This is a genomic window from Spirosoma endbachense (assembly GCF_010233585.1).
In the GTDB taxonomy this organism is placed as follows: Bacteria; Bacteroidota; Bacteroidia; order Cytophagales; family Spirosomataceae; genus Spirosoma; species Spirosoma endbachense.
This window is the reverse complement of the sequence record NZ_CP045997.1, coordinates 2,585,785-2,611,890: the sequence shown is the minus strand read 5'-3', so window position 1 is coordinate 2,611,890 and position 26,106 is coordinate 2,585,785. Positions and strand designations below refer to the sequence as shown.

The 26,106-nt window shown below is 46.6% G+C and carries 29 protein-coding genes; 17 read left to right on the top strand and 12 right to left on the bottom strand.

The window, feature by feature from the left end; genetic code table 11:
- The first annotated feature begins 12 nt into the window (after positions 1-12).
- Positions 13-417 carry a hypothetical protein gene (locus GJR95_RS10295; protein ID WP_162385785.1) on the top strand — a complete coding sequence of 135 codons (405 nt, stop codon included), beginning with the start codon at positions 13-15 and terminating at the stop codon, positions 415-417.
- A gap of 25 nt (positions 418-442) precedes the next feature.
- Complete coding sequence (locus tag GJR95_RS10290; RefSeq protein ID WP_162385784.1) at positions 443-2,113, top strand: S41 family peptidase; 1,671 nt, start codon at positions 443-445, stop codon at positions 2,111-2,113.
- 142 nt (positions 2,114-2,255) lie between these two features.
- Here the strand turns inward: GJR95_RS10290 and GJR95_RS10285 are convergent, their stop codons facing one another.
- A complete protein-coding gene (locus tag GJR95_RS10285; protein WP_162385783.1) occupies positions 2,256-2,627 on the bottom strand; it encodes a VOC family protein in 372 nt (123 codons plus the stop codon).
- Between the two features lie 44 nt (positions 2,628-2,671).
- Here GJR95_RS10285 and GJR95_RS10280 point away from each other — a divergent pair, with 44 nt between their 5' ends.
- Complete coding sequence (locus tag GJR95_RS10280; RefSeq protein WP_162385782.1) at positions 2,672-3,328, top strand: MarR family winged helix-turn-helix transcriptional regulator; 657 nt, start codon at positions 2,672-2,674, stop codon at positions 3,326-3,328.
- Positions 3,329-3,396: 68 nt separating this feature from the next.
- On the opposite strand, the gene GJR95_RS10275 is transcribed toward GJR95_RS10280, so the two are convergent.
- Positions 3,397-5,847, bottom strand: a complete 2,451-nt coding sequence (locus GJR95_RS10275; protein WP_162385781.1) for an outer membrane beta-barrel protein — start codon at positions 5,845-5,847, stop codon at positions 3,397-3,399.
- Positions 5,848-6,058: 211 nt separating this feature from the next.
- Here GJR95_RS10275 and GJR95_RS10270 point away from each other — a divergent pair, with 211 nt between their 5' ends.
- From GJR95_RS10270 to GJR95_RS41825, 3 genes are all read left to right on the top strand, one after another.
- Entirely contained in the window at positions 6,059-7,093 is a 1,035-nt protein-coding gene (locus GJR95_RS10270) for a sensor histidine kinase (protein WP_162385780.1), read from the top strand.
- A gap of 7 nt (positions 7,094-7,100) precedes the next feature.
- Positions 7,101-7,805: a LytR/AlgR family response regulator transcription factor gene (locus GJR95_RS10265; RefSeq protein WP_162385779.1), complete on the top strand. Its 705-nt coding sequence runs from the start codon at positions 7,101-7,103 to the stop codon at positions 7,803-7,805.
- 164 nt (positions 7,806-7,969) lie between these two features.
- Positions 7,970-9,220: a formylglycine-generating enzyme family protein gene (locus GJR95_RS41825; protein WP_198424832.1), complete on the top strand. Its 1,251-nt coding sequence runs from the start codon at positions 7,970-7,972 to the stop codon at positions 9,218-9,220.
- A gap of 43 nt (positions 9,221-9,263) precedes the next feature.
- Here GJR95_RS41825 and GJR95_RS10255 read toward each other — a convergent pair whose 3' ends face one another.
- Positions 9,264-9,422, bottom strand: a complete 159-nt coding sequence (locus tag GJR95_RS10255) for a LytTR family DNA-binding domain-containing protein (RefSeq protein WP_162385778.1) — start codon at positions 9,420-9,422, stop codon at positions 9,264-9,266.
- Between the two features lie 387 nt (positions 9,423-9,809).
- Between GJR95_RS10255 and GJR95_RS10250 the strand changes: the two genes are divergently transcribed.
- Complete coding sequence (locus GJR95_RS10250) at positions 9,810-10,373, top strand: ABC transporter permease (protein WP_162385777.1); 564 nt, start codon at positions 9,810-9,812, stop codon at positions 10,371-10,373.
- A gap of 21 nt (positions 10,374-10,394) precedes the next feature.
- On the opposite strand, the gene GJR95_RS10245 is transcribed toward GJR95_RS10250, so the two are convergent.
- Positions 10,395-10,973 carry a metallophosphoesterase gene (locus tag GJR95_RS10245; protein ID WP_162385776.1) on the bottom strand — a complete coding sequence of 193 codons (579 nt, stop codon included), beginning with the start codon at positions 10,971-10,973 and terminating at the stop codon, positions 10,395-10,397.
- A 290-nt stretch (positions 10,974-11,263) separates the two neighbouring features.
- Between GJR95_RS10245 and parS the strand changes: the two genes are divergently transcribed.
- Complete coding sequence (gene parS / locus GJR95_RS10240; RefSeq protein WP_232541143.1) at positions 11,264-11,686, top strand: type II RES/Xre toxin-antitoxin system antitoxin; 423 nt, start codon at positions 11,264-11,266, stop codon at positions 11,684-11,686.
- On the top strand, positions 11,686-12,174 hold the full coding sequence (locus tag GJR95_RS10235) for an RES family NAD+ phosphorylase (protein WP_162385775.1): 489 nt from the start codon (positions 11,686-11,688) through the stop codon (positions 12,172-12,174). The genes parS and GJR95_RS10235 overlap by 1 nt, the downstream gene beginning before the upstream one ends.
- Before the next feature lie 77 nt (positions 12,175-12,251).
- On the opposite strand, the gene GJR95_RS10230 is transcribed toward GJR95_RS10235, so the two are convergent.
- The 5 genes from GJR95_RS10230 to GJR95_RS10210 all read right to left on the bottom strand — a co-directional run bounded on the left by GJR95_RS10230 (position 12,252) and on the right by GJR95_RS10210 (position 16,269).
- Positions 12,252-13,268 (bottom strand): beta-propeller fold lactonase family protein, encoded by a 1,017-nt coding sequence (locus GJR95_RS10230; RefSeq protein ID WP_162385774.1) that lies wholly within the window; start codon positions 13,266-13,268, stop codon positions 12,252-12,254.
- A 51-nt stretch (positions 13,269-13,319) separates the two neighbouring features.
- A complete protein-coding gene (locus tag GJR95_RS10225) occupies positions 13,320-14,450 on the bottom strand; it encodes a tetratricopeptide repeat protein (protein ID WP_162385773.1) in 1,131 nt (376 codons plus the stop codon).
- A 163-nt stretch (positions 14,451-14,613) separates the two neighbouring features.
- The gene (locus GJR95_RS10220) at positions 14,614-14,856 is read right to left on the bottom strand and encodes a hypothetical protein (protein ID WP_162385772.1); all 243 of its coding nucleotides are present in this window, start codon (positions 14,854-14,856) and stop codon (positions 14,614-14,616) included.
- A gap of 7 nt (positions 14,857-14,863) precedes the next feature.
- A complete protein-coding gene (locus GJR95_RS10215; RefSeq protein ID WP_162385771.1) occupies positions 14,864-15,514 on the bottom strand; it encodes a hypothetical protein in 651 nt (216 codons plus the stop codon).
- A complete protein-coding gene (locus tag GJR95_RS10210) occupies positions 15,511-16,269 on the bottom strand; it encodes a phosphatase PAP2 family protein (protein ID WP_162385770.1) in 759 nt (252 codons plus the stop codon). Before GJR95_RS10210 ends, GJR95_RS10215 begins: the two co-directional genes overlap by 4 nt.
- A 230-nt stretch (positions 16,270-16,499) precedes the next feature.
- Here GJR95_RS10210 and GJR95_RS10205 point away from each other — a divergent pair, with 230 nt between their 5' ends.
- The 4 genes from GJR95_RS10205 to GJR95_RS10190 all read left to right on the top strand — a co-directional run bounded on the left by GJR95_RS10205 (position 16,500) and on the right by GJR95_RS10190 (position 21,857).
- Positions 16,500-17,180: a response regulator transcription factor gene (locus GJR95_RS10205; RefSeq protein ID WP_162385769.1), complete on the top strand. Its 681-nt coding sequence runs from the start codon at positions 16,500-16,502 to the stop codon at positions 17,178-17,180.
- Complete coding sequence (locus tag GJR95_RS10200; RefSeq protein ID WP_162385768.1) at positions 17,177-18,442, top strand: sensor histidine kinase; 1,266 nt, start codon at positions 17,177-17,179, stop codon at positions 18,440-18,442. Before GJR95_RS10205 ends, GJR95_RS10200 begins: the two co-directional genes overlap by 4 nt.
- A gap of 237 nt (positions 18,443-18,679) precedes the next feature.
- A complete protein-coding gene (locus GJR95_RS10195; protein WP_162385767.1) occupies positions 18,680-19,135 on the top strand; it encodes a PepSY-like domain-containing protein in 456 nt (151 codons plus the stop codon).
- Positions 19,136-19,325: 190 nt separating this feature from the next.
- A complete protein-coding gene (locus GJR95_RS10190; protein ID WP_162385766.1) occupies positions 19,326-21,857 on the top strand; it encodes a TonB-dependent receptor domain-containing protein in 2,532 nt (843 codons plus the stop codon).
- Positions 21,858-21,951: 94 nt separating this feature from the next.
- Here the strand turns inward: GJR95_RS10190 and GJR95_RS10185 are convergent, their stop codons facing one another.
- Positions 21,952-22,842 (bottom strand): helix-turn-helix domain-containing protein, encoded by an 891-nt coding sequence (locus GJR95_RS10185; protein ID WP_162385765.1) that lies wholly within the window; start codon positions 22,840-22,842, stop codon positions 21,952-21,954.
- Positions 22,843-22,918: 76 nt separating this feature from the next.
- Complete coding sequence (locus GJR95_RS10180; protein ID WP_162385764.1) at positions 22,919-23,737, bottom strand: SDR family NAD(P)-dependent oxidoreductase; 819 nt, start codon at positions 23,735-23,737, stop codon at positions 22,919-22,921.
- Between the two features lie 137 nt (positions 23,738-23,874).
- On the opposite strand from GJR95_RS10180, the gene GJR95_RS10175 reads away from it, so the two are divergent.
- Entirely contained in the window at positions 23,875-24,084 is a 210-nt protein-coding gene (locus tag GJR95_RS10175) for a cyclic nucleotide-binding domain-containing protein (protein WP_162385763.1), read from the top strand.
- A gap of 30 nt (positions 24,085-24,114) precedes the next feature.
- On the opposite strand, the gene GJR95_RS10170 is transcribed toward GJR95_RS10175, so the two are convergent.
- Positions 24,115-24,486: a hypothetical protein gene (locus GJR95_RS10170; protein WP_162385762.1), complete on the bottom strand. Its 372-nt coding sequence runs from the start codon at positions 24,484-24,486 to the stop codon at positions 24,115-24,117.
- 365 nt (positions 24,487-24,851) lie between these two features.
- Here GJR95_RS10170 and GJR95_RS10165 point away from each other — a divergent pair, with 365 nt between their 5' ends.
- The 3 genes from GJR95_RS10165 (at position 24,852) to GJR95_RS42770 (ending at position 25,731) form a co-directional block, all read left to right on the top strand.
- Positions 24,852-25,142 (top strand): biotin/lipoyl-binding protein, encoded by a 291-nt coding sequence (locus GJR95_RS10165; protein ID WP_162385761.1) that lies wholly within the window; start codon positions 24,852-24,854, stop codon positions 25,140-25,142.
- Between the two features lie 54 nt (positions 25,143-25,196).
- The gene (locus tag GJR95_RS10160; RefSeq protein WP_162385760.1) at positions 25,197-25,361 is read left to right on the top strand and encodes a hypothetical protein; all 165 of its coding nucleotides are present in this window, start codon (positions 25,197-25,199) and stop codon (positions 25,359-25,361) included.
- A 244-nt stretch (positions 25,362-25,605) separates the two neighbouring features.
- The gene (locus tag GJR95_RS42770) at positions 25,606-25,731 is read left to right on the top strand and encodes a hypothetical protein (RefSeq protein WP_394369990.1); all 126 of its coding nucleotides are present in this window, start codon (positions 25,606-25,608) and stop codon (positions 25,729-25,731) included.
- The last annotated feature ends 375 nt before the right edge of the window (positions 25,732-26,106 follow it).

The following is a 26,106-nucleotide window of genomic DNA, read 5'->3' as shown; positions in this document are numbered from 1 at the left end:
AATCGAAACAAAATGAAACAGTTGATCCGTGTGCTGACCGCACTTGCTACGCCATTAACCGTACAGGCCCAAACTACTACGCCTTATATTGATCGGGATCTTTTTGCGGTTTGTGTGACAATCGTTGGCGGTGGATTCGTACTGCTATTTATCCTGGAGGTCATCAAACGATTATTTGATTTTCTACTTAAACGCAAAGCCCTCGAATTAGGACTTCAGCAAGCTCCCACCACTTCTCAACCCAATTATACTAGCCCGATCAAATGGTTCGCCATCTGGATAGGTTTAGGCATTGGGCTTACTATCATTTACTATACGTTCCCCTTAGGTATCCACTCGTTAGCGATCATGTCCTTCTGCCTGGCAGCGAGCTTCCTAAGCTATTTCATTTTTCTAAAGCAATCTGCAAACAAGTAAAACCTTTCCCTAACTAAGTCTTACCATGAATCTTACCAGCGTTCGCCCTATATGGGTAAGGGATTCTATTGTCGTAACCATACTGTTTTTTCTACAGATAGGTTGTTCAATAGCTCAGAATAAGCTCCCCCTGATAAGGGCAAGCTCAACGAATGTCCTGATTAAAGATGGCTACGTCATTCGGGAAGGGATATGGAGTTTATCGCCTGAGGCTAAGCCTGATATTTACACGTCAGTAGAACCAATAACGAATAAATCAATTACATTTTACACCGATCTGGACTCTATCTCGTTCAAGGTTACACCGGGCAATACGTATGATTTTATTATACTACTAAACCAAAAGGACACATGTTTAACCCGGATTTCAACAGGCGCGATGCCAACGAATCTGTATACAACCACACGTTCACTAATCCCAATACCTACGGAGTTATTGGCGATGGATTTTGTGGTTTTCCGTGAGGTCCTGAAAAATAACCATCCCGGATTGTACCGCTATCAGACGAAATGGAAAGTAGATAAATTATTGGATAGTTGCTTGCTTTCCATCGACCGACCACTGACGCAGCTTGAGTTTGCCAAAAAAATCCTCTTTCTAATCAGCGCCATTCAGGATGGTCATACTGGAACGAATATTTCATCCCTTTTAATGAAGAGCTATCAGGAGCGTACCAAACTCGTTCCACTTTACCTCTATTTTGCTCAAAATAAAGCTTTTATCAGTTGCAGTCGGCATAAGCAATTCCCGGTAGGAACCGAAATTTTATCCATTAATCATAAAGCGGTTTCTGAGATAAGGAAAGAATTGTTCCGCTATTTACCCTCTGATGGAAGCATTGAAACCAAAAAAAATCATACAGTAACGACTAACGGAGCGTTCCCATTTCTATATAAATGGATTTTCGGGCATGGCGATTCGCTTGTTGTCAACTACAGAAATCGGCAAGGGAAACTAATGACGACTATCGTTGCTGCTCAGCTCGCCAGGGATTTCGAATGCGAATCGAATAGTAGACAATCGAGCAGAAAAGAGTTAAATTTAAGCTACCCCCAACCGAACGTCGCTTTACTGACTATAAAAACGTTTGATGAAAATAGATTGAGAAGAGCTGGTCTGGATTTCAAGGTGTTTCTTCGTGAATCATTTTCTGAAATTAGCGAGAAAAAAACGGCCAATTTGATTGTTGATCTTCGCGGTAATGCTGGTGGGCTTGATGAATACGGGCCATTACTTTACTCTTATCTGACCAATAAATCATTCAGGTATCTTGCCTCGGTAGAATCCATAAGTAGAAAATTTACGGTATCGGAAAATAGGCTTCTCAGTTTACTGCCACCACAAGAAAATAACTTCAAGGGGCGGGTCTTCTACCTGATTAATGGCTTATCGTTTTCCACAACCGTTGAATTCTGCGCAATTGCAAAAAGTAATGAACGGGGGGAATTTATTGGCGAAGAAACCGGGGGCGGGTACTATGGGAATACGTCCGGGCAAACCATAAAAATTGAGTTGCCACATAGTAGACTCAACGTGATTATTCCCCGATTTAAATACGTTAACTATGTGAAAAAAGTAAGCTATAGGGACAGAGGTGTGTTGCCTGATTATACGATCACCCCCACGGTCAATGACCTGGTTCAGCAGACCGATGTGCAACTAAAGTTTGCACTTAAATTAGTTCATAAGAACTAAAAGGTACTATTCCAGGACTATGCTAAAGCCGATGTGTCGTGGCTTTAGCATGGATAATACCCATGTATTCCTATCCATTGACCGACATTTAGACTAGTTGAATACACATATTCCGTATCATCATTAGTGAATTTCGAGCTTGTTATATGGCATTCTTGTTCATCCAAAAACGAAGCGTGTTGCCGTCTGGGTCTTTGAAACTGGCAATGTAGGCTCCCTCCCCTAAGTCCATAATAGGATGAATCAGCTTAATATCGTGTGTGGCTACAAAATTTTCTATATCATCCACGGCGAAAGAGAGTACGATATTCTCGTTTGGTTGCTCGTTCGATTTTCGCTTAAGTACGGCATAGTGAATACCATTATACTCGCACTCCCAATGTTCGGGCATATTGCCATGACGATTAAGCGCCAGTGGTATGCCTAATACCTCTTTGTAAAATTTGACTAACCGTTCCGGCTCGGCAGATGACATAATCATCCCACTTAATCCCTTCACGTATAAATTTTCCATAATTATATCATATATGATGTTTATATTGCAAATGTATAGCATTAATGATTAAATTAAAATCATTAATGCTATTTAATTTTAGTTTTACATCAACTATGATCTATATGAATAAAACGGTAGAACTGCTTAACCTCTGGGCGAAGTACGAAGAGGAAAATCCAAAGGCTGAACTAAGTCAGTTTTGTCAGGCTTATCTGGTGAATCAGGAGAAAAATAAACAAAAGACTGGCTTTTGGCAATCCCCAGTTCCTCCTGACAGCGTAAGTATGCTCACCAAGCTGGTAGGAAGAATTGTCAAGCTTCATTCTATATATAGTGTAGTCGCTTTTAAAGACTGCGGTATCAGTAGCTTCGACGAATTTTTATATCTCAACTCCATTGCCAACTCCTCGAACCCAAAGAAAACCGATGTCATTTGGGCCAATTTCAATGAGCTGTCATCAGGCCTATTGATTCTTGACCGATTAAAGAAAGCTAACCTGATTGTGGAACAGGGAGATGAGCTTGACAAGCGGACTAAACGGTTAGAGATAACCAAAGAAGGAGCAAGTGCATTAAAGGACTGTTATCAAAAATTGACTGAAGTGAACGAAACGTGTTTTGGCGGATTAGCTGAAGAGCAAGTACAATTGTGCATTCAGGTATTGCAGCCTGTTGAAGCTTCACTTGCCAGACAATGGTTAGAGGACAAAAAAAAATAGCGGGGAAATGCGGCAGGTTAAGTTGGTCCTTTCACACGGGCTTCAGCAAATGGTATGACAATACACGCTTAATTCGTTCGTTGTTTCTCCTCTTCGGCGCTCCCTACGGTATTCCGTTTTCGGGCGTTAGCTTCTTTGCCAAAGCGGTACATAAAGGAGAAACCTACCCGGCGTGTATCACCTTGCCGGGTGTAGAACGCCGAAATATGGTTAAGAGCAACGGTTTGACTGTTCATGACCAGGGAATAAAAGATGTCGTTTACGGTTAAACGCAGCGTTCCCTGCCCCTGGAGAATGGTTTTTTGCAGACCAGCACTGATGTTATAAATCGAACTGCTTTTGGTCTGAGCAAAAAATTGGTTACCTGGAAAAAAGCCGGTCAATTCGGCACTCCAGCTTTTGCTCAACTGAAACTGATTCACGGTTTCTACTTCATGGAGGTTCGATTGTTGGTCAATCGTCACGCCATCTGTTTGACCCCGATTCCTGATGGCTAATAAAACGGCGCTAATGTTAACTGTCCACCAGCTAGTGGGCGAAAACGATATGTTGGGTATTATGCCCAGAGATTGGCCCTGATAAAAATTTTGGGGTCGGGTTATAAACTGATCACCAACGACCCTGGTGATGGGGTCGATACCATCTTTATCCCAGCTATAGCTGAGCGTAACACCCACATATTGCTTGAAGGTATAGCGTAGATCAATCGCCTGGCCATAGCCTGGAATCAAATTCGGATTGCCACCCGAATAGGAGTATCGATCCCGGAAAAACAGAAACGGGTTAAGTTGCTGGTAGCCGGGCCTCCGTATCCGTTTGCTATAGCTCAGAGCAAGCGTATTATCGCCACGCTTATCTACCTTATACGACAGGTATAACGATGGAAACAGCCAGCTATAGCTTCTGTGAAACGTGGAATCAACCGTTGTCGGATTAGCCAGTTGATGACCTTTTGATTGGGTATTCTCTAGCCGGAGACCCGTCTGAATACCCCACCGAGACCACTCTTTTTTCAGGTTTACATAGGCGGCATTGATGGATTCGGTGTATTGGAAATGATTACTTTTTCCGTAATCTGGGACTGGGCCATCGCCAGTCTGGTTGAGCCAGTTCGATTCTGTATCGGTCATCACATAACTCGATTTAAGACCCGCACTAAATTCGGATTTACCAGCTAAGGGCTGCGTAAAATCCACTTTACCCGCGTAAATCCGAACCGTCGAAGGAATTGCAAAAAATCGCTCCTGTGTACCCGCTAACTGACCATCAGGCCGATACGTATCAATCGGCGAAAACTGGTTCGTACTGGACTGAAAATTCAGATAGTCTATATTGGCAGTCAATAGCTTACCCCTGTTGTCGAATTTATGAGACAGGTTTACATTTATACCCGTATTTTTGGATTGATAGAGTCCATTGATATATCCTCTCGACACCGAATCAAGTTGCATCAACTCCGTATATTGATTGCTGGTATAATCAAGTCGGTCGGATTTAGGACGGGTAGAACCGGTAAACAGAATGCCAATGGTTATTTTAGGCGACGCAAAATAATCCATTCCGATCCGGCCATTCCAGCCGTTTGAGGTATAGCTGGAACGGCTGGTTTGCAGGATGGTAGACTGAAGTGATTTCGCATCCGAATAAAAATAGCGGCTATAAGTTTCCTCGCTGAAATTTCGGTCGCGGCTGTAGCTGCTGTTTGTAAAAATGTTGAACTTCTTCGTGCGGTAATTCAAGAGTAACGAGTTGTTGCTTCGACCATATACGCCCTGATTATAGCCCAGATTTAAACTGCCATTAAAGCCAGTCGCTCTGTTTTTTTTCAACACGATATTGATAATGGCGCCCCCTGCCGCATCATACCGGGCTGGTGGATTACTGATCAATTCGAGCTTATCCAGCAAACCGCCGGGCAGGGACCGTAAATAAGCGGCCAGGTCCTGTGCCGACATATAGGTAGGTCTGTCATCGATCAGTACCAGCACATTCCGTTTGCCATTTAGGCTGATATCATCATTCGTGTTCACCATCACGCCGGGGCTTTTGGCTAATACGTCCAAGGCATTGCTACCTGCTGCGGTAAGCATGGCATCGACGTTCACAATGAGTCGATCTATTTTTTGTTCAACCAAAGGCTTTTTGGCGGTGACTACCACTTCGCTTAAGGTCTTTGGCGTAGAGGTCTGCAAAATAATGACGGGCAGCTGCAGGACAGGCTGTGTTTCTGTGATCGACAAAAGCCCGCTTTTATAAGGCTGAAAACCAACATAGGAGCAACGTAATAGATAGTCGCCTTTGGGCAGGCTTTTGAACGCAAACTTACCATCGGCGTCGGAAAGGCCTGCTTGGTGGGTTGTGGAGTCCTGCCTTTCCTGCAAGATGACCGTGGCACCACTCAAGGCTCTGTTTTGGGTATCCCGGATCAATCCACCGATTTTTCCTCTGATCGATTGAGCTTTGGTTGGCGTACTGAGGGTTACCAGCATAGCGAAAGGCAACAAAACATAAAGTTTCATGGGGTAGGCTTATTCGTGAAGAATCCTGCCCAAACGTCGATCCCATTCAGGACGATCTCAATTTCCGGGGACGGGAAGTGGGGAATGGGATGTGGAATGGTGTTTTCGGTGGGTAAGCCATTTCGTCAACCGTTAGCCACAACTCGTCCCCCAATAAGGCGAAGTGGCCCCCCGAACTTTTTCGGTAACTGGATTCATCGATCTTTGACACATGAAAACCGTTCAGCAGCTCATCAGCGGAAACAAGCTGACTCTTCATCTCATTTTCTCGCTCTCCGTTCTGGCCGGTTTGTGGGTAGGATGGTATTTGATGCATCTGCAAGGGTATCGATTTGAGAATAACTGGTCGACAAGTATTGATTGTCTATTCTTCCTGCTCTGCATCTATACGGGGCGCTGGCTTTTCGGTCGGTGGTATCTCCGCCAGGAACTGGTCCGTTTTATCGGCTATACCCTACTATCAACCCTCGGTTTACTTATTCTCAAATGGTTATTCGTCCGGTATGTATTCAATCACCCATATGCGGAATTGGGAGAACTCGGCGTTGCCATTATGCCTTTCTTTTTGATCGGGCTGATTATGGGTATGTTATTGAAACTGATCCGGGCGACGGTACAAAAGGAGTTGCAGGATGTCCAGATCAAAGCCGAACAAAAGCAAAGCGAATTCAACCTGCTACAAGCTCAGTTAAGCCCGCATTTTCTGTTCAATGTGCTGAATAATCTATATGGCATTTCAATCGACGAGCATGAACGGATACCGGCTTTACTGCTTAAATTGTCTAATCTTTTGCGGTATTCGGTGTATAGTGCCAAGAAGCCATTTGTGCCCCTCGTGGATGAGCTTGACTATATTCAAAACTACATTGATTTCGAGCAAATCCGAATCAGTGATCGGCTCGTCCTGCAAACGAATATGGAGCCAGTGAGCGGACCGACAATTAAGATTGCCCCACTGGTGCTGATCGTTTTTGTGGAAAATGCATTTAAACACGCTAAAAACACGCTGGTGCCGCAGATTCACCTATCGATTTCCTTAAAAATTGCAGATAACTTTATCTGCTTTGCCGTAAGTAATTCGTATCAGTCTGAAAAACAGGACGATCGCTTGCTGGACGAAGGCTCAGGGGTTGGGCTGGCCAATACGCTCAGGCGGCTTGAGCTATTGTATGGGAATGACTATGCGCTGAAGCAAGAGGCTGAAGATGGCGTTTATACCGTTGAACTTCGGGTAAAAATAAAATAGGAGCGCCATGATCAACTGCCTGATCGTCGATGATGAACCGGTTGCCAGAACCATTCTCCGGAACTATTGTAGCCATCTGCCGGAGGTACATATTGTTGCCGAATGTGGCCATGCACTGGAAGCTAAAGTGATCTTAGCCGACCAACCGATCGATCTGCTCTTTCTGGACATTCACATGCCGGTACTCACCGGTATCAGCTTTGTAAACACCCTGAAAAATCCGCCCCAGGTTATCTTCACAACGGCTTATGAGGAGTATGCAGTAACGGCGTTTGATCTGGCTGCCTGCGATTATTTACTCAAGCCATTTTCGCTGGAACGTTTTATTGTGGCCGTTGATAAGGCGAAGGAAAAACTACAGGGAAGTCAAAAACGGGTTGCCGAAACCAATCAGCTGGCCCGGCAAACGAATTTTTTTATTAAGGCAGCAGGCAAGATTTACAAGGTTGCTTATGCGGATTGCCTGTACATCGAAGCGCAGGGCAACTATTCGAAAGTGGTCACTGTTGGGTCAACTTTTTTACCAAAAATGACCTTCTCCGCCTTGCTCGCTTTACTGCCAGACGATTTATTCATTCGGGTTCATCGGTCCTTCCTGATCAATAAATCGATGATCAATCACATTGACGGCAACCGGGTGTATGTTCAGCAAAAAGAAATCCCCATTGCCGAAACGTACCGGGATTCGTTTTTAAGCAAGCTGGGTTTATGATGTTTTGCTGATTGTGTAGCAAGCAGCTGGAGGGTCAGTTGGTTGAAAGTGAGATTGTTCGTTTAATCGACACCGTGAACTTTGCTAGCGATATGCTACACGAAAGAAGACGAACGTATGCAACACCTTGACAGATTTTCCCTCTTTGGTGAAATCCTGGACCTATGAACTATTACCTGCTCTTTCTGGGTATCACTTTCACTTTACTCGGGTCTACGCTGATTCCACAGCCCGACGATTCGAACCCGGATGAAATCATTCGTCGACTCAAACGGGAGAGAGAGATTACTGCCAAACGAACGCTGATTCTCCAACTAGGGGGTTTCTCTGACCAGCAACTTCCGGTCAATAAACGAAACACCGTCATACCTCTGCTGCTGAATTGGTACCGTATCGATCCAGATCCGGGTATTCATTCGGCTATTGACTGGCTGCTGCGCCACGGTCAACAGGGTTCTATTCCCCGAAAATTGAATTGGCAACAAGCCGATGCCCTGGAGGCTGCTGATCGGGCGTTATCTGGAAAGCCAGCCGGAGGGCGTAAATGGTTTGTCAACAAACAGGAACAAACGCTGGTCATTTTTCGGGGGCCAGTAGAGTTTCAGATGGGTTCGCCGGTCGCAGAGGGATATACCGATGAACTCCTTCACCGGGTTCGCATTCCTCGCTCATTTGCCATCGGCACCAAGGAGGTGACGGTCGCTCAATTTCAACGATTTCTACAGGCTCACCCCGAAGTTATAGCGCAAAATGCGGAGATAGCCAGTAAAGATCCCAGGCCCGGTGGCTCCAGAGCGATGAAGTCATTTGCTCCTGAAGGCAATTGTCCGCAAATTCTGGCTAACTGGTACGAGCTGGCTCAATACTGTAACTGGCTGAGCGAACAGGAAGGGTTACCCACCAGTGAATGGTGTTATCCATTGTATAGCGAGATTAAGAGTGGGATGAAGCTTCCGGACAATTACTTACAGCGAACGGGTTACCGACTACCCACAGAAGCGGAGTGGGAATATGCCTGCCGGGCAGGTACGACTACTAGCCGCTTCTACGGTTCAGATACGATTTCCCTGAAAGAATATGCCTGGTATTTACGGACGCCGACCACCACCGGTCAGGAACGAACCTGGCCAGTGGGTCAACTCAAGCCAAACCCATGGGGATTATTCGATGTATATGGGAATGTCTGGGAATGGTGTCAGGATCGACGAGTGGATTACCCCAAGAGTAGCGAGTTGACAGAAGATAAAGAAGATAGTGTTCAGGTGGTCAACGATACCGGTGCTCGTACACGACGCGGAGGGTCGTTTGTTTATAATACGGAGTCGGCCCGTTCGGCACATCGTGGAGTGACAAACTATCTGCCCCAGCAGCGACGAGATAATGTTGGACTTCGAATAGCCCGAACATATCGGTAACTTGTGGCCCAGCCTAGCCAATTCGTTTCATCAACTCGTCCCGCTATATCTCGCCAATGGGGAGCGTGACCTGACCAATGTGGATTCGATTGCGTTCGATGCTGTCGATTCGGCTTAAGGCCACAATGTACGATCGATGCACCCGCATGAACTGGCGGGCTGGTAGCTTTTCCAGCAACCGACTTAAGGGCAGTAAAGTCATTAACCTGGTTTAGCGGGTGTGAATCTGAACGTAATCTTTCATGCCTTCCAGGTAAATAATGTCCTGAATATCAATTCGCACCGTTTTGATGAAGCTGTATTCTGGTTCGTCCGGCGGTGCCGTTTCTGTGAGTTTCTCAGGTATCGTTAAATTGGTTTGTATCCGACTTTGCGCTTACTGAACAGCACTTACGAAGCGTTCAAACGGAATAGGTTTGACCAGATAATCAATGACTGGTTCTTTGGCTTTCACTGGCCATTCCGTTCCTGACTATTGGCCTGGATCTGGCCATCTACTACTATCGAGGAGAGGAAATGCTACAGTGAAGGCACGGATAGACATCCTGGCATCATTTTACATTTCATATGATGGTTATGTGTGTAGACGATGCTGATGCTGCCCATGTATAGCAGCTTGCAATCGGCTCTGGTCACGGCACTTGAACATCTGGCCAATGCCTGGAAGTACATCTACAGTTTACCTATTCCGAAATGGAGTATCTACTTCAGTAAGCTCTTCTTTTTTGTGGGCTTATTTTTTATCAGTTCGTTAGCACTGATTGAGTGTGCTGAATTAGCGGGTTGGCTGCTAAACTGGCTGAAACTGGAACTAAAGATTGACTCCTCGGCAGATCCGTGGTTTCTGGTCCGGAATGTGCTGAAAACGTTTCTGATTGGGTTAGGCACGACGGCCATCCAGTTCTATTTAAGTTTTCGATTTCGCAATTTTATTGTCCCAGAGGCTTTGGGCGTCTTTATAAGCCTGATCGGCATTGTCATTAAATCCTGGGAGTACAGTTATGTTTCGCCTTACCTCTGGGTTTATTTAGCCATTCGAGATCATATCTATGAAACAAAATGGCTTAACAGCTATGTCTGGGCGGGCTTGCTCACCTTTGCGGTTGTGGCCATAGGGGGCTTAATCGCTACCTATCGCCGGGATATTGATTAGCAGTTGTTTGACTTAGTGGTGTCAGGCTAAGAACATAACGTCGCAAAACTCCAAATCGCTTCTGTACAATCTGAATGCGAATTCATTATCGGGTTTTACCCGTTGCCAGCTATAAAGCATCTTGCCATTTGTATCAATGAAGCCCATTCGCACACTATCCGCATTCATCGAAAATACAGAAAAACCACCGCTAGATCGGGCAAATTGGGTTTTGGTAGAATTTGCAATGGGTCCAAGTGAAGCACCACTGCCCCCGGCTATGATAAAGTCCGTTTGGCCTACCGGTGGCAAATGTTGACGTGTATGAGAATGGCTGCACAGGTACAACTGAACGTTGTATTTCTGAAGCAGTGGGCCTAACTGCTGTACTAATTCAGCCTGATTGCCGTGATCACCCCCGACCGAATACCGTGGATGATGGCCAACCACAATTTTCCAGGGCTCCGAGGTATTGGCCAGCACACTGTCGATCCAGTGCAATTGCTTCCCGGTATCCTGCAGGATGTCGGGAAACGTTGCCGTGTTTTGTCGGTATTCCTGAACAAACGGGTTGGTATCAATGACAATGTTCTTCAGGGCACTCTGGTTGTTGATCGCCATTCGCCGGGTGTATCGAAGAACCAGCGTATGTCTTCAACAACCTCACACTGAGTAGGTCCGTCGAACGATCCTGGAAAAAGTGGTTGTTTCGGGCAGAGCCCTTTATCAGTCCGCAACTTCGCCCGGTTGGTTATAAATCAGATGATCTTTCCTGGGGGACAAATCTCCAGATTCTTTATCGACTGGGGAAGTGAGTTATTGAAGAAGACTGAGAAGGCTAATTGATCGAGCCGAAAGAAACGATTAATCGCAAATGCGTGTTATATTGCAATCAAATGATTCTCTAGATTATGGCAGCGCAGGCATTGCTTCCAGATACGAGCATGTATTCTTCTGGCTCTCTCACACCCCTTCAGTTGATCGATCGATCGCGGCAGGGTCTGTCAGGTACCGAAACGGGTCGGGTAGCGGAACTGCTTGGCGTTACTGATAAAGAGATGGCCCGCTTGCTGAATCAATCGGTGGCGACATTTCACCGACAAGTCAAAATCCTTCAACTCGATGCAGCAACCTCCGAACGATTACTCCTCCTGACCCGGCTGGCTACCTACGGGTCAACCGTCTTTCAGGATAAGGGCAAGTTTACGCGCTGGCTTCGCCGACCGCTCCGACTCCTAAGTGATCGCTCGCCGTTAGATCTATTGGATAGCTCAACTGGTGTTCAACTGGTAGAAGACATTCTGGGGCGTATTGAATACGGTGTCTTTAGCTGATGCCGACGACATTATACCGAATTCAAACAGACAGCCATCGTGATACTATTTTAGAGGGCATTGGTGCCCAGTTGCGGGGTGGTCGCTGGAATGTTCGCGGGCGACCAATGGTGTATACGGCCACAACCCCTGAACTGTGTTTTCTGGAATACATGGTGCATTTGGAGGGGACACCCCTGGCCGATTTGCCACCCTTGATTCTCTACGAAATCGAAATTCCTGATGAGTCTACTGTGTGGCTGGAAGCCCACCAATTGCCCGTTGGCTGGAACGATCCGTATGTCACGCCACTAGGTTTACCCCAATTTGCTGACGCCCAATTTCGACAGCATAATACATTGTGTCTGGCTTTACCATCAGCGGTGGTTCCTCTATCGCCATCGCGCAATGTATTACTGAACCCATTGCATCCGTTACGGGCAGAGTGTCGCGTTCTTCGGATTGAACCTTACCCAGTTGATCCAAGATTGCCAGCGGCTACGCTATGATTGTTAAGTGGTTGATAAGAGATTTATCGTAGATATGGCCATTATTGATCAATTGAAGGCCATATCTACAATACTTATCATTTAGCCGCGTATTCCAGCACCATGAATGTACCCGGCTTCACCGCAGGGCGGGGCTTTGGGTTTTCCGTTGTGGCAGCTGGGGCAGGGCCGTACTCGGCGGTTGTTACAAAAATGTGATGACTCATTGGGTCGATGGTAATGGTGCGGGCACCGCGCATGGTCGTTACCGTTTGAACGGCTTCAAATTTGCCAGGTTTTACTTCCTTCACAACCGTTAACGTGCCTTCGCCGTTGGAGCTGATAGCTGATCCGGTTGAGGTGTCGAATACGGCTCCGTCGGTTCCGCTTCCGGTTGGTACTTCTGCCAGCACTTTACCCGATTGCGAATCCATTACCACCATGACCTTATTGCAGGTGCTGAACAATTGGTGATGGGGCTTGTCAAACGCAAGGCCAGTAGGCTCTTCGCCCTTGCCTAACTTCCAGTGATGCTTGACCGCCAGTGACTTGGCATCAAATACAGCCACTTCATTTTTGTCTTCCAGATTCACGAAAATCGTCCCGTGATCATCGCTAACGGCGGCTTCGGGTGCACCGCCCAACTCGACCGTTCCGGCTACGTTACCCGTAGTTGCGTCTAATACAGTTGCGCTATTGCCCTCATTATTGAAGATGAAGACCCGCCTGGAGAATGCATCGTACATGATCGCGTCGGGATTTTTCCCCGTCGGAATATCTTTGGTGGCTTTGAGGGTCTTCGTGTTGAACATGGTCGCCGTATTCGGGCGGCCGTTGGTCGTGTAACCGATTGTTGTACCTGGAACAACCGCTATGCCGTGAATACCTTGTGTAGGCGTAATGACACCTACTTTCTCATGACTTTTCAGGTCGAGTACTTCCACCTGCGTACTGTGCGAAACGTAGAGCCGACTACCTTGTGGGTCGGCCATCAGGTAATCCCAGCCACCTTCGCCCCCGATGGTGGTTTTCTTGACGAGGTGATAATTCGTCGATTGGGCGCAGAGCGAGCCTGTTAAACACAGGCATACGGTAGAAATCCAGACGGTTTTCATACTGATCAAATTTGGTTTATTGTTATAAAAATTGATTAAACTGCTGCTGGATTATCGGGCTTCATTACGTAATACCGGATATTCCGCAAACTCCAGCAATTGTTTATAGTATTGCCTGGCCTGCTTTTGCTGCCCTTGAAGGGTGGCTACTCTGGCTAATACCAGATACGCATAGGCCCGCACAGATTCATCCCGAACCGAACTGCGAACCACCTCTTCGGCATAGGTTTGGGCGGTTGATCGTTGCCCTTTTTCTAACGCGTAACGAGCCTTGAGCAGCGCACCCATCTGATGATAAACGATCTCCGGAGTTGATTCCAACTGGCTGATTTGGTGGGGGATAGCATCTAGCTGGTGTGCGTTAAGCAGGGCTTCTGCATACTTGAATCGCCAGTACGGATTATTCGGATAAGTCACCACCAGTTGGGCCAGGTACGGTAAGGCATCAGTGGGTTTATTTTCGTAATCCGTTAGTAAGTGTGTGAGATAAAGAATGGCTTCCGTACGAACAAATAAGGCTTGTTTGGTCGCCAGTTGAAGTTGAGTCATTCCCAATTTTTTATCTCCAGCGACCATCACCCAGGCAACGGTTTTATAAAATGGGTGAATTTCCGGATAGACCTCGCGATAGAAATTGTAGAGGCCTGTGGAAAGGTAAAAGTCCGGGTATTGCTGCTGGAAAGTCTTGCCTTTCTGGATGTACGGGTATGCATTCTTGGCGTGCCCAATAGCCGCGAACGGTTCATGTTCGAAGTGACTGATTTTAGCCAGCATAGCCTCGGCAGTGAAGTATAGAAACATCGCTTCAGGCTGGGCAGTTGCACTGCGATCATTTAGTGTCTTTTGCCAGCCATCGGCTTTATTTGCCGCCAGCTCTAACTGTTGTATACACCGTTGCTTCAGTTTTACATCGGCGCGGGCCGGAAACCATTGATAGTATAAACAAACGCCCCGGAGCAAATCGATAGCCGGGTGTTTGGGCGCTAGTTTCTCCAGTTGAATAAAGGTGACTTCGGCAGCAGAAAACTGATTATCATAGACTTGGTCCAAACCCGCTGTCACCAAACCCCGAGTGGTTGGATTGCTGTTTATCATCGGATATTGCGCCAGAACACGACCCGTAAACAGAATGAAAACGGAGATGGACGCCAGCGTATACAGATGGAGATTTCGTGACAACATAGTTAAAAGGCTTCGGATATATTGACGTAAATGCCGTGTGTTTGCTGCCCCATGGCCACATCGAATCGCCGGTTCAGGTGTTCTTTGCGGCTAATCAGGAACCGGAGTCCGGCACCACCTGCCACTTTCCACTCTAAGGGTGAAAATTCAATCAGTACAGTCGCTACGTTGCCTGCTGGTGCAAATACCGTACCCCCAGGCGTCCAATTAATCGTTGCCGGACTTCGGCCTGAAATGCCAGTGCATTGTTGTCGCGGTAACGCCCATTGTAATAGCCTCGCAGCAAAAAAGACCAGCCAAACGTAGCCGCCAGCTTGAACGGGACTTCGCCAACATTCAGATTCGCAAAACCCGGCAACGCCAGAACTGTGTGAGGAGCCAGCAAGTTGTAACGCCGAATGTCCACAGTATAGTTAGTAAAGGCGAACTGACTGCCCAGCGCCTGACCGTATAGCATGCTGGATACATCTGCAAACCAACCCCGGAGTATCACGTGTATCCCGAACGGCCGCCACACCGACTCCATTGACCACACTACCAAGCCCGCCAATCAACGTATTCATCGGAAATGGGGCCTCCGACGAGCGGTTAACATCGAACGTTTTGAAAAATTGTTGTTGTAAGCCGACAAACAGACCGGGCCGAACTTGCCGAAGAAATCGATTGTAGGCCCGCAAACTTTTGTAGGAAATCAATTCCTTCTGACTATCGGTTGTTTCATTTCCGATGCCGTAATAAAATTCCGGAAACAGTGTGTAGAGAAACATACCCCGTGGTAAATAGTGTTCACGGTAGGTAAAAACGGTGTACCTTGGCTCTACAACAGTTTGCCGGTTGAGGGTGTGGATTTTGCCATCATCCACATTTGACGTTCGGGCAGAACTGTCTGTCCGAAAAAGACAAACGCCCAAAAGGTCGTAGCCCAGCCTTGTTTCGGGTGTATAATAAAGGACGGGTAATTGAATAAATTGAGCCTGTCTGGAATGATCAGGATCCGGCCTGGATTCTTGAGCGCTTACCTGAAGGGAGAAGAGCAGCAAGCCGAACAACAGTTGTTGAATCATAACCGCGCAGAGATGAGTTGATGCAAAGCTGATTTATGCCGACCCAGTTTCCGCTTCAACCACGGATAGACATGGTACGCTACTTCGGTGGAGAGTAACCCGATACCCGCGCCAACCAGTACATCCGATATCCAGTGCTTATCATTAGTCATCCGTAAGATTCCAGTCGATGTGGCCATGGCATACCCACCAATGGGAATCCAGGGGCTGACCCCTCTAAATTCCCGATCCAGTAAGCCAGCTCCCGTAAAGGCATCGGTGGTATGTCCCGATGGGAAGGATAGGGAATTGGACCCATCGGGCCGAAGCTCATTCGTGGTATGTTTCAGGCCCAATACAACTACAGAACTGATCCCATAAGCTAGTACGCCAATAAACGCCCGGTCGAGGGGATTCGATCGACCTTTCACGCCCGCCAGACTCAATCCGGCCCAGGCAACGGCTGGTCCATATTGTAGGTAATCGTCTGCATGAGTACGGAAATGGATTTTATCCTGAATCTCACCTCGGACGTAAAAGCGATCTAAATGACTGTTCGGGTAATCAGGTAATAAAGCCAGTCCAACGGGAATTAGTACGGCTGGAGCCACCCACCGGAATGCAGTGGGACTAGCCGGAATCGTATCCCACGACGTTCGCTGAAATACGGTATTTACTGGTTGCCCATAGGTTGTGAGTAGTGGAAATAAAAAAAGCCAACTGAGCAGTACCCAGCAGGAAAATGGAGAATCGAATTGCCCCTTTTGTTTTGTCATTCGGTTATTCATATGGTCTATTCACTAGTCACTACGCGCCGGGAGCTGTAAGGGTGGGGTGGCTACGGCGCTTTATAGAGTCGGGCAGGTAGGAGGGTAGCGTAAAGGAACGGAGGAAACCTAAAGAGAATCTGAAGTTGAAAAGCGAATACCTCCAGCAGCAAGACCAACTTCAAAATGTATTCAGTTTTGGGACAGTACTTTGAAGAAATAACCCCAAAACAGGGATCATGAAAATTTTGCTGATTGAAGACGAACCTTCGCTACTGGTAGCCATGCGCCACTATCTGGAGAGTGAACACTACAATGTATCGACGGCGAATAATTTCCGTACGGCCTCCGTGAAAGCGCATGATTATGAGTACGATTGTGTCGTGCTGGACATTACGTTGCCCGATGGCAATGGGCTTGCGATTGTAAAAGAGTTGAAGGAAGCACATTCGCAGGCGGGCATTATCATCGTATCGGCAAAAAACTCTCTGGATGATAAGCTCTCCGGGTTAGAGTTAGGGGCCGATGATTATATGACCAAACCCTTTCATCTACCCGAGCTAAACGCACGCATCCGATCGTTGATGCGAAGGCGTCAGCATGAGGGGGAAACCCAACTCGTTTTCGGGGCCATTACCCTGGTGCCTAACCGCAACCAGGTCCTTGTGGAAAATCAGCCAGTAGAGTTGACGGTTAAAGAATACGAATTGCTCTTATTTCTGGTTACCAACAAAAATCGACTCTTATCCAAAGCGGTCATTGTCGAACACGTTTGGGGTGATTATATGGATGGGATCGACTCGCATGATTTTCTGTACACACATGTTCGGAACCTGCGCCGGAAACTATTGGATGCCGGTAGTCCGGATTACATCACAACACGCTACGGAGCTGGTTATATTTTCACGCCAGGCGAATGAAACTGCTCTATAAAACGGCACTCTACCTGCTGCTGGCAGCCTTCCCGATCGCTCTCGGTGGTATTTTTCTACTGAATGCATATATTCACCGGGACATGCTGCATGAAATAGATGAGTTGCTGGCCAGTGAACTCATTCAGGTCAAGGAACAACTCCGCCTTCACCCACCCGATGCTGATGACCTTCCGGGCTGGGACCCAAACGTACGGATCACCCTGGCTCCATTATCATACCAGACCGTACCTGCCTATTCAGATACAGTAGCCTTCAGGCATCGGGAAAAAGAACGGTCGCCCGTTCGGATGCTTCGTTCTACGTATGCCGTTGATGGTCAGAATTATAGCATAAGTCTTCAACAATCGTATCTGGAGTTTGATGAAATCGCCAGTGTGGTTTCGGTAGGTGTCATCGTTTGTTTTCTGATCGTCGTGGTATTGCTCGTATTGGCCGACGTACTGGTTACCCGTCGCATCTGGCAGCCATTCTATGGGATCGTTCGTCAGTTACAATACTATCGGATCGATGGCCCCGATGAGGCTGAATTTCCATCGAGTGATGTGCATGAGTTTAAGCTATTGAGTCAGTCGCTCGATGAAATGAGTCGCCGGACTCGCCATCAATATGCTCAACAAAAGCAGTTTACCGATAATGCATCGCACGAAATGCAGACACCCTTAAGTGTGCTGTCCTGCGAGTTAGACCTATTGCAACAGTCGGAGGGTTTGAATGAATCTGATTTGGATCGGATTCAGCGGTCACAACAGGAAGTAAAGCGATTGTCCGCCATGAATCAATCCTTGTTGTTGCTGGCCAAGATTGATAACCACCAGTTTGCCCATAATGATGCCGTTAATATCGGCGAGTTGGTCAATCAACTCCTGACTAACTACTCGGATTATGTGTCGCACCGAGGCATCGCTATTAGCCGGATGATTAAAGATGGGCCCGTTAAATCCCTAAACCGACAATTAGCCGATGTACTTTTTTCGAATCTGATCAAAAACGCTGTCCGGCACGGCGATGCGGGCAGTTCTATTTTCGTTCAGGTAGGCAGCAATTGTTTTATTATCACCAATGAAGGTGATCCGTTACCATTTCCCGAGGACCAACTTTTTCGGCGGTTTGTCCGCAACCAGGCGCTTCCTCAGTCTACCGGTCTGGGATTAGCCTTAGTGAAAGAAATTGCCGCGCAGTATGGAATGACTCTGAAATACGACTATGCTTCGTCGATGCGTCGGCATATGTTTCAGGTTGATTTCTGAGGGATTTTAACTATGGAGTCTATTGGCAATAATTCACAGAAGCTAACCCTGGCCCGTATGAAAGAGTACAAACCTGCCCTGACGTAACCCGATATAAAGGGGAATGTCGGGGCGGGTTTATTATATTTTTAGTACATCTCCTACTCGTAGGACTAAGCTAATCGACCTGCGGCAACTTCAAAATTGCTTTAGAATCCAACCGTAATTTTGATCCATAAACAAAATCATTAGAAGCACATGTATACACTATTGATAAGTGGTCTGATCATATTCACGTCGGCACACGTTGCATCGGTTTCTCTGAGGAATTCCATAGTTAATTCAAAGCCTGCAATAACTGTATTGACGATTGATGTGCCAGCGGCTGCCAAAGCCACCGTTGCCCGTTTATATCCAGGAGCGAAAGCCGTGAAATGGGAAAAAGAAGACGGGAATTATGAGGCTGGTCTGACCCACAACGGAAAAGAATTGTCGCTGGTTATTGATGCTAAGGGTAATGTACTCGAAACAGAAATGACCATTGCCGAATCGGCTCTGCCTGCATCGGTGCGGGCGTATGTAGCTAAACACCATGCAGGAAAGACGATTAAGGAAGCAGCTGAAATCGTCGATGCAAAAGGTAGGAAAACCTACGAAGCAGCGGTAGGTGGCAAAGACCTGATTTTTGACGAAAAAGGTCAATTTATTAAGTAAACCAGTGTATTGACTAAAGCCGTGGCCCGCTTATCGACGCAAAATAAGCAGGCCATGACTTTGAACTCAGGCAGTTATTATGGCCATTCAACCACATATAAAAGGCATTAGCCACGTTTCTTTTCGATTCACCAATGGCCAGTGGCAATTTTGTTCAATCTGGCAATAGTCAAATTTTCACGATCAGGATATGTGGCTTAGAACTACAGTTTATTTATTCTTACTGACGACCACCGTTACGTTCGCTCAACTATCGGGCGGTACACCCAGCCCGTCGGTTCCGGCTCAATCAAGCCAACCCTCGACTATTCCAGTAGGAGAAACTTCATCAAAAGGCAACGCAAAAATTTCGGGCTATGTCGTAGACTCTACCTTGACAAAAGCGGTTGAGTATGCCAACATTGCCGTCTATAATACAGCTACCGATAAACTGGTTGACGGCACTGTTGCCGACGATAAAGGTAAATTCACACTCACCAAGTTAGCCCCAGGTAGCTACAGACTGTTGGTCTCTTTTCTGGGCTACAATGCCAAACCGATTGATAACGTCGTGATTGCCAAAGGTCAGACAAAAGACATGGGTGTTATCCGACTCAGTGCCAGCACTCGTACGCTCAACGAAGTAACGGTGGCAGGAACGAAAGCTCTGGTGGAAGATAAGGTCGACCGATTAGTCTATAACGCAGATGTCGATCTAGCAGCTAAAGGCGGTGATGCGACCGATATTCTTAAAAAAGTGCCAATGCTGTCGGTGGATCTGGCAGGTAATGTATCTCTACAGGGCAGCTCCAATGTGCGCGTGTTGATCAACAATAAACCTTCATCCATTCTGGCCGGAAATCTGGCGGATGCCTTGCGGCAGATTCCGGCCGATTTGATTAAAACAGTAGAAGTTATCACCTCGCCTTCAGCTAAATACGATGCCGAAGGTTCGGGTGGTATTATCAACATCATCACCAAGAAAAATACGTTACAGGGGTTGCACCTCGATGTAGATGGAGGTTCGGGCAACCGAACCTCTACGCTGGGGTTGAATGGTAGTTTCCGAAAGGGCAAACTGGGTGTAAGCCTGAACGGTAATGGCCGGGGAGTGTATAACCCATCAGGCTCAGATTTGAATCAGACTACCTTTCTGGGTGAATCCATTGCCCCCGTCCGGACTCGTCAGCATTCGGATGGATTCGATAAGGGCCTCTTTGGGCAGTATGCCCTGGGGCTGGACTACGATATCGCTAAAAATCAATCGCTAACCGGCGGTGTTCGGTTTGGGGTGCGCAACTTAAGTCGTGATCAGCACCTGGCAACCAGTTTGCTCAAGGGAGACATCGTAGGAGCACCGTCGAGACGGGATGTAAATAGTCAGGATTTGTCGAACTCGGTCGATATGAACATCGATTACCTGCATACCTATCCAGGCACGGGCGACGGACCTCAACGGGAATTAAGCATTTCGACCCAGTATAGCCAGAATCACCTGACCAATAATTTTGACGCGAATAATCTGGATACGCTGGGCATCCTGACCACCCGGCAGCGGAACCTGAACTTCAATACCAGTCAGGAGTTCGTTCTGCAAGTGGATTACCAGACGCCCATCAGCCAAGCCCAACAATTGGAGTTTGGGGCCAAAGAAACCTATCGGAGAGTCAACAGCCAGTATCAGTACTTACTGGCGGGACCGACCTCCGATTATGTGGTTGACAGCCAGCGACCGGATGGCTCCTTGCTTTATGATCAGAACATTGGGGCAGCTTACCTATCGTATACACTAACGACCCATAATAAGATCACGATTAAGGCTGGAACACGGTATGAATACACCAGTATTCAGGCGTCTGCTGGCGGGCAAGGACCGATTTCCATTCCGAACTACGGCAAACTGGTTCCAAGCATTAATCTCTCGAAAAAGCTTAACGAGTCAACCACGATTAAACTGGCTTACAATCGCCGGATTCAGCGCCCGAATGTTCAGGATCTGAACCCCAATTTCAACGCAGCCAATCCCTATAATGTTTCCATCGGCAATCCGTATTTAAAGCCTGAAATAACCGATCGGATTGAATTTGGGTATAGTACATACGTCAAAAAAACCTATCTGAACCTAACGCTTTACTCCCGACTCAACAGGGATGATATTCAGTCGATTAGTCAACGGTCGGATACCCTGATTGGTGCAGTAGTAAGCCGCCGGTCTAACATTGGCAAGGAGTATAATTACGGCACCAACCTGTTTGCTACGGTGAATATTACACCCCGATGGAGCGTCAATACGAACATTGATATTATGTACCGCTACATCAGCGGATTGGCACTGGATGTGTCGGGGTTGTCCATTCCGCTCAGTAACACTGGTGTTCGGTGGGGTGGCCGGTTCGATACCCAGATTCAATTTGACAAAGGCTGGGCGATTCAGGCCAACCTCGGCTATCGGGGTAAGGACATCGCGCTGCAAGGCTATCGGATTGGGTTTGCTCAATATTCGTTAGGTGCCCGCAAAGCCTTCACTAATAAACGGGGTAGCATAGGCTTAGCCGCCGAGAACTTCCTGACCAACGGTATGGGCTTCACCTCGGTGTTGAACTCCGCTCAATTTAACCAGGATTTCCGTCAGTATATCTATAACTCCAGTATCCGCTTGACGTTCAGCTATAAAATCGGGAATTTGAATGGGGCCAAAGTGAAGAAAGGCAAATCGGCGAGTGGCGAAGAAGAGAATTCATAAATAAAACATGCCCATTTGAACGATTACAAGGAACCGTCCTATTCACTGGCCGTGTGGTCGCTAAGGTTTTACGTAGTCATAACCAATACATCTATTAATTAAGCAGTTGCTTTTTGAACATATTCGGGCTGATGCCCACTTCTTTCTTAAACAAGCGGGAGAAGTAGGATAAATTGTCAAAGCCTAACCCATAGGCAATTTCAGAAACAGACTGCTCTTCCCCTTTTAGTCGGTTTTTAGCCTCCGATATTAAATACAGATGGATATGTTCCAGAGCGGTTTTTCCACTTTCCTGTTTGAGCAGGTCCGTTAAATAGCCAGCAGAGAGATGGAGTCGTTCGGCTAGATACTGAACAGAAGGTAGACCTTTAACACCTAAAAATCCACTAGCCACGTAGGCGTCTATTTCTGCATAAAATTTAGTGACGGTTTTGCCTGAAATTTCTGAGCGGTTAATAAACTGTCGTTTATAGAATCGTTGGGCGTATTTCAACAGTGTATCAATGTTGGCTAGAATGATTTCGCGGCTGTATTCATCTTGGTTATTATTGTATTCGTTTTCAATTTTACGATATAGCTCCCAGGTTATCTTTTCTTCACTTGGTGATAAATGCAGGGATTCATTGGTCTCGTAATCAAAAAAATGGTACTTCTTTATTTCATGGTGCAATGGGTGGCCGTTCAAAAAATCTTCGCTGATGAATACCAGGAATCCATCTTCATCAAATTCCAGATTGTTCATCTCAATTACCTGATTGGGTTTGAAAAACATCATTGACCCAGATTCATGATCATACTTTGTTCGACCATAGAGCACAACGCCAGACTTTATCTTCTTAAAGCCGATCATATAAAAATCACTCGTAAATTCCCGATCGCCCATTGTACAGGTCTTATCACATTGATAGATACTGAAAAGTGGATTTTCCGGGAGAGGAAAGCCATTTTCGCGATGCAGATCATTTAGTGTTTTAAAATGTTTCATGGCTAAAAATGAAAGTACAATCTACTCTTTTGAGGGAGTAGATTGTAACAGATAAACTTAAATTTGAGTTGCAGGATCAATGACCGTGGGCATCGACTGAAACGTCTTTCCACTCTTCAAACTCGGCAAGCCGATCTGCATACACCTGTTTAACGCCAGGATAAGCAATTTTTCCCAATAAGAAATGCAAGGGTGGATTTGGGCTGTCAATCAGCTGCAAAACCGCAGCCGCTGTGGCTTCTGGTTTGCCCCAGGTATCGGGGGTTGCTCCATCGGCAAATGCTTTTTTAATGGGTGCGTACACTTCATTTGGCTCTGTCTGGAAAGCGGACGCGCCCGACCAGTCCGTTGAAAAACCATTCGGCTCAATCAGGCTTACATGAATCCCGAAGCTTTTAACTTCAGTGGCCAGGGTTTCGCTTAGCCCGTTAACGGCATATTTGGATGCATTATAGAGCCCTAAAACCGGCAAGGTGACCAGGCCCAGGAAGCTTGATACCTGAATGATATGTCCACTTTGTTGCGCTCTCATGATTGGAACGACAGCCTGTGTCACCCAAAGGAGGCCAAAAAAGTTAGTTTCCATCTGGGCGCGGGCCTGTTGCTCGGTTGTTTCTTCAATGGCGCCGAATAAGCCAAAGCCAGCATTGTTAATCAATACGTCGATACGACCGAAGTATTCCGTCGCTTTATTGACGGCCTCAAAACAGGCCGCCCGGTCATTTACATCAAGTTGAATCGGAAGAACTGCGTCGCCATATTGCGCAACAAGATCTGCTAAGTCGTCTAGTTTTCGGGCGGTTGCCGCCACTTTATCACCCCGTTCCAAGAGGGCTTTTGCCCAGATTTTACCAAATCCCCGAGAGGCTCCAGTGATCAAAATTATTTTTGCCATGATACTAATTCGTTATGCATTAATCTGCGACAAAGGTATTGGTGCCCCTTGAGGAGGATTTATACAAAACCCGGAATCATTGACACATTTCTAGACTGAGTTTTCGACTCGACCGATTTCGACTAACAGAGGTTTTTTTGTTTACTAAACTTGACCGTAAAGGTACCATTGCCACCCAAAAGCGGATTCATTCTTCCATCAGTCTGGATGCCGAAGAACGGTACGATCTGCTGACTAAGACGTATCCTGAGTTTATCAGGCGCTTCTCCCCAAGTATGATAGCCTCCTACTTGGGTATTTCACCCGAAATCCTGAGCCGGATTCGAAAAAGAACGCTGCACAGGTAAGCCCTTAATGACAAGAGTCTCTTCAATTGATCAGTTTTCCGGGGCATCCAAAAATAAATGAAGTGACTTTATTTTGTGATTGTCAATAATGGCAACATCCATTCCGGTTGCCACCTGCGCCTGACCGGGAACGCCAAGTCGCCAGGCGATGTGCTGAACCTGGTGATTCACCTTTGCCGGGCCGGTGAGTTCAAATTTGAACGCTGATGGCCATTGGGTCTGCAATCCTGAAATTAGCTCATTTATGGCCTGGTAGCCAGTAATGGGCTGACCTTCGTTTGTTTCATAAAAAATAATGTCAACGGCATAAATCTCATTCATTGCTTCAAGTCTGCGTTCTGTATTTCTATCATTCCAAATGACGAGCAGGCTGTCTTCCAAAAGTTTTGCGGAGGTTTCCATGTTTGTTCGCTTGTTTTTAAGTGACTCAAAATTACGGGTGTGCAAGCGAACATAAATTGCGCTAAATCAAGAAAAAGGATTGACAAATGTTAAGTGATATGCCCAACAGTACCAGCGACCGTCTGCAGTTGGATTACTGCCGCCAGCTTACTAGTTTTTCATACACCCGCTTTTGGCAATACCGTGCTAGCAGTTGGTTTTCTTAAGGTTAAGTCCCGCATTTTCAAAAGCTGTACTTTTCATGATAACTGTCTAGGAAATACGAATGGCTTTCTGGAACACATGCAGAAAAAATTCAGAATTGGCCGGGAGTTTTGGCATACAATCATTGACTGGCGGCTTTGGTCACCCACTCCGAACAGAGTATGCCTACATCCTGCAAGCTATTTTCTTATATAGTCCTTCTTTCAACGGTCATTGTCTCCTCTTGCGCGACTGCCGATACCAGCACGACGAAAACGCAGCCTATGACCTATACTGTCATGAAACTGGCGCCCAGAAAGGCAGAAACAAATACCGATTATCCGTCCTCCATACTTGGAATTCAGAATGTCGAGATTCGGGCGAAGATCGACGGGTATGTCGAAAAGATTTACGTCGATGAAGGGGCTGCCGTTAAAAAAGGGCAACCCCTGTTTCATATCAATGCCCCGTAATATGAGCAGGACTTACAAACTGCTGCAGCGAATATCAAAATTGCGCTTGCCAATGTGAATGCCGCCCAGATGCAGGTGGACAAGGTTAGGCCGCTGGTTGAGCAGGATATCGTTAGCGATTATCAGTTCAAAGGGGCTCAATATACACTCGAATCCCAGCAGGCGGCTCTGGCTCAGGCGAAAGCTGCCTTCAATAATGCCCGAACGAATCTGAGCTAAACCACCATTTACAGTCCAGTCGATGTCCCGTGATCCTTGTTCTGGCCAATGGCGTACAGCTTCCTACAAAAGGCAAAGTAGAAACCGCGAGTGGGCTGATCAATTCGTAAACCGGGGCCATCAATATGCGGGCGACCTTTCAGAATCCCGGCGGACTGGTACGTAGCGGTAGCAGTGCGATTGTCCGTATTCCAACAAAGCTCGATTTGGCCATTCTTACGGGGTGCAAATTGCTGACGGCCCCATGAAAGGGTACTTAAGTCGTGTGGTAATCGTAGTGAATCCTGAAGGAAAAATCGTTTACGAACAGCAAGTGCCGGAAATAGGGCAAGAACCTGATTATGCGGCTGCAATGGCTGATATCAAGTAGGGTCCAGACTTCTTAGCCCGAAAATTATCGGTTGTGGCTATTGCACAACTCCTTTCGGGTTAAGCCTGTGACTGATATAGCCATATACTTGGTCAAATTCTGAATATGTTGGCAAAAAACGGCTCTGCCAGCAGCCTCAAATCAGCGAAGTCTACTCCATTAGCGTTGTGCAACAGCCACGGAGGTTTAAATGATCGGTTTTGATAGGTGATTATCAGACGTTCAATTAATGATGATAAATGCCCTTTTTATGAACGATTGCAAATGATCTGGATTATACAATATGCCAATACAAGTTACGTCTTAAAACTAGTTAGTTGCCTGGCTAAGAATGCAACAAATTGAAGAGCTGATCATGAATAGAATGAGATCCTC

What these genes read in the sequence shown, in the direction of transcription:
- GJR95_RS10225 (WP_162385773.1), bottom strand. Translation starts at nt 14,450, where the DNA reads ATGTTGTCACGAAATCTCCATCTGTATACGCTGGCGTCCATCTCCGTT.
- GJR95_RS10290 (WP_162385784.1), top strand. Translation starts at nt 443, where the DNA reads ATGAATCTTACCAGCGTTCGCCCTATATGGGTAAGGGATTCTATTGTC.
- GJR95_RS10230 (WP_162385774.1), bottom strand. Translation starts at nt 13,268, where the DNA reads ATGAAAACCGTCTGGATTTCTACCGTATGCCTGTGTTTAACAGGCTCG.
- parS (WP_232541143.1), top strand. Translation starts at nt 11,264, where the DNA reads ATGGCAGCGCAGGCATTGCTTCCAGATACGAGCATGTATTCTTCTGGC.
- GJR95_RS10270 (WP_162385780.1), top strand. Translation starts at nt 6,059, where the DNA reads ATGAAAACCGTTCAGCAGCTCATCAGCGGAAACAAGCTGACTCTTCAT.
- GJR95_RS10205 (WP_162385769.1), top strand. Translation starts at nt 16,500, where the DNA reads ATGAAAATTTTGCTGATTGAAGACGAACCTTCGCTACTGGTAGCCATG.
- GJR95_RS41825 (WP_198424832.1), top strand. Translation starts at nt 7,970, where the DNA reads ATGAACTATTACCTGCTCTTTCTGGGTATCACTTTCACTTTACTCGGG.
- GJR95_RS10165 (WP_162385761.1), top strand. Translation starts at nt 24,852, where the DNA reads ATGCCTACATCCTGCAAGCTATTTTCTTATATAGTCCTTCTTTCAACG.
- GJR95_RS10245 (WP_162385776.1), bottom strand. Translation starts at nt 10,973, where the DNA reads ATGGCGATCAACAACCAGAGTGCCCTGAAGAACATTGTCATTGATACC.
- GJR95_RS10265 (WP_162385779.1), top strand. Translation starts at nt 7,101, where the DNA reads ATGATCAACTGCCTGATCGTCGATGATGAACCGGTTGCCAGAACCATT.
- GJR95_RS10185 (WP_162385765.1), bottom strand. Translation starts at nt 22,842, where the DNA reads ATGAAACATTTTAAAACACTAAATGATCTGCATCGCGAAAATGGCTTT.
- GJR95_RS10235 (WP_162385775.1), top strand. Translation starts at nt 11,686, where the DNA reads ATGCCGACGACATTATACCGAATTCAAACAGACAGCCATCGTGATACT.
- GJR95_RS10280 (WP_162385782.1), top strand. Translation starts at nt 2,672, where the DNA reads ATGATTAAATTAAAATCATTAATGCTATTTAATTTTAGTTTTACATCA.
- GJR95_RS10180 (WP_162385764.1), bottom strand. Translation starts at nt 23,737, where the DNA reads ATGGCAAAAATAATTTTGATCACTGGAGCCTCTCGGGGATTTGGTAAA.
- GJR95_RS10200 (WP_162385768.1), top strand. Translation starts at nt 17,177, where the DNA reads ATGAAACTGCTCTATAAAACGGCACTCTACCTGCTGCTGGCAGCCTTC.
- GJR95_RS10210 (WP_162385770.1), bottom strand. Translation starts at nt 16,269, where the DNA reads ATGACAAAACAAAAGGGGCAATTCGATTCTCCATTTTCCTGCTGGGTA.
- GJR95_RS10170 (WP_162385762.1), bottom strand. Translation starts at nt 24,486, where the DNA reads ATGGAAACCTCCGCAAAACTTTTGGAAGACAGCCTGCTCGTCATTTGG.
- GJR95_RS10190 (WP_162385766.1), top strand. Translation starts at nt 19,326, where the DNA reads ATGTGGCTTAGAACTACAGTTTATTTATTCTTACTGACGACCACCGTT.
- GJR95_RS42770 (WP_394369990.1), top strand. Translation starts at nt 25,606, where the DNA reads ATGAAAGGGTACTTAAGTCGTGTGGTAATCGTAGTGAATCCTGAAGGA.
- GJR95_RS10250 (WP_162385777.1), top strand. Translation starts at nt 9,810, where the DNA reads ATGCTGATGCTGCCCATGTATAGCAGCTTGCAATCGGCTCTGGTCACG.
- GJR95_RS10275 (WP_162385781.1), bottom strand. Translation starts at nt 5,847, where the DNA reads ATGAAACTTTATGTTTTGTTGCCTTTCGCTATGCTGGTAACCCTCAGT.
- GJR95_RS10255 (WP_162385778.1), bottom strand. Translation starts at nt 9,422, where the DNA reads ATGACTTTACTGCCCTTAAGTCGGTTGCTGGAAAAGCTACCAGCCCGC.
- GJR95_RS10195 (WP_162385767.1), top strand. Translation starts at nt 18,680, where the DNA reads ATGTATACACTATTGATAAGTGGTCTGATCATATTCACGTCGGCACAC.
- GJR95_RS10285 (WP_162385783.1), bottom strand. Translation starts at nt 2,627, where the DNA reads ATGGAAAATTTATACGTGAAGGGATTAAGTGGGATGATTATGTCATCT.
- GJR95_RS10215 (WP_162385771.1), bottom strand. Translation starts at nt 15,514, where the DNA reads ATGATTCAACAACTGTTGTTCGGCTTGCTGCTCTTCTCCCTTCAGGTA.
- GJR95_RS10295 (WP_162385785.1), top strand. Translation starts at nt 13, where the DNA reads ATGAAACAGTTGATCCGTGTGCTGACCGCACTTGCTACGCCATTAACC.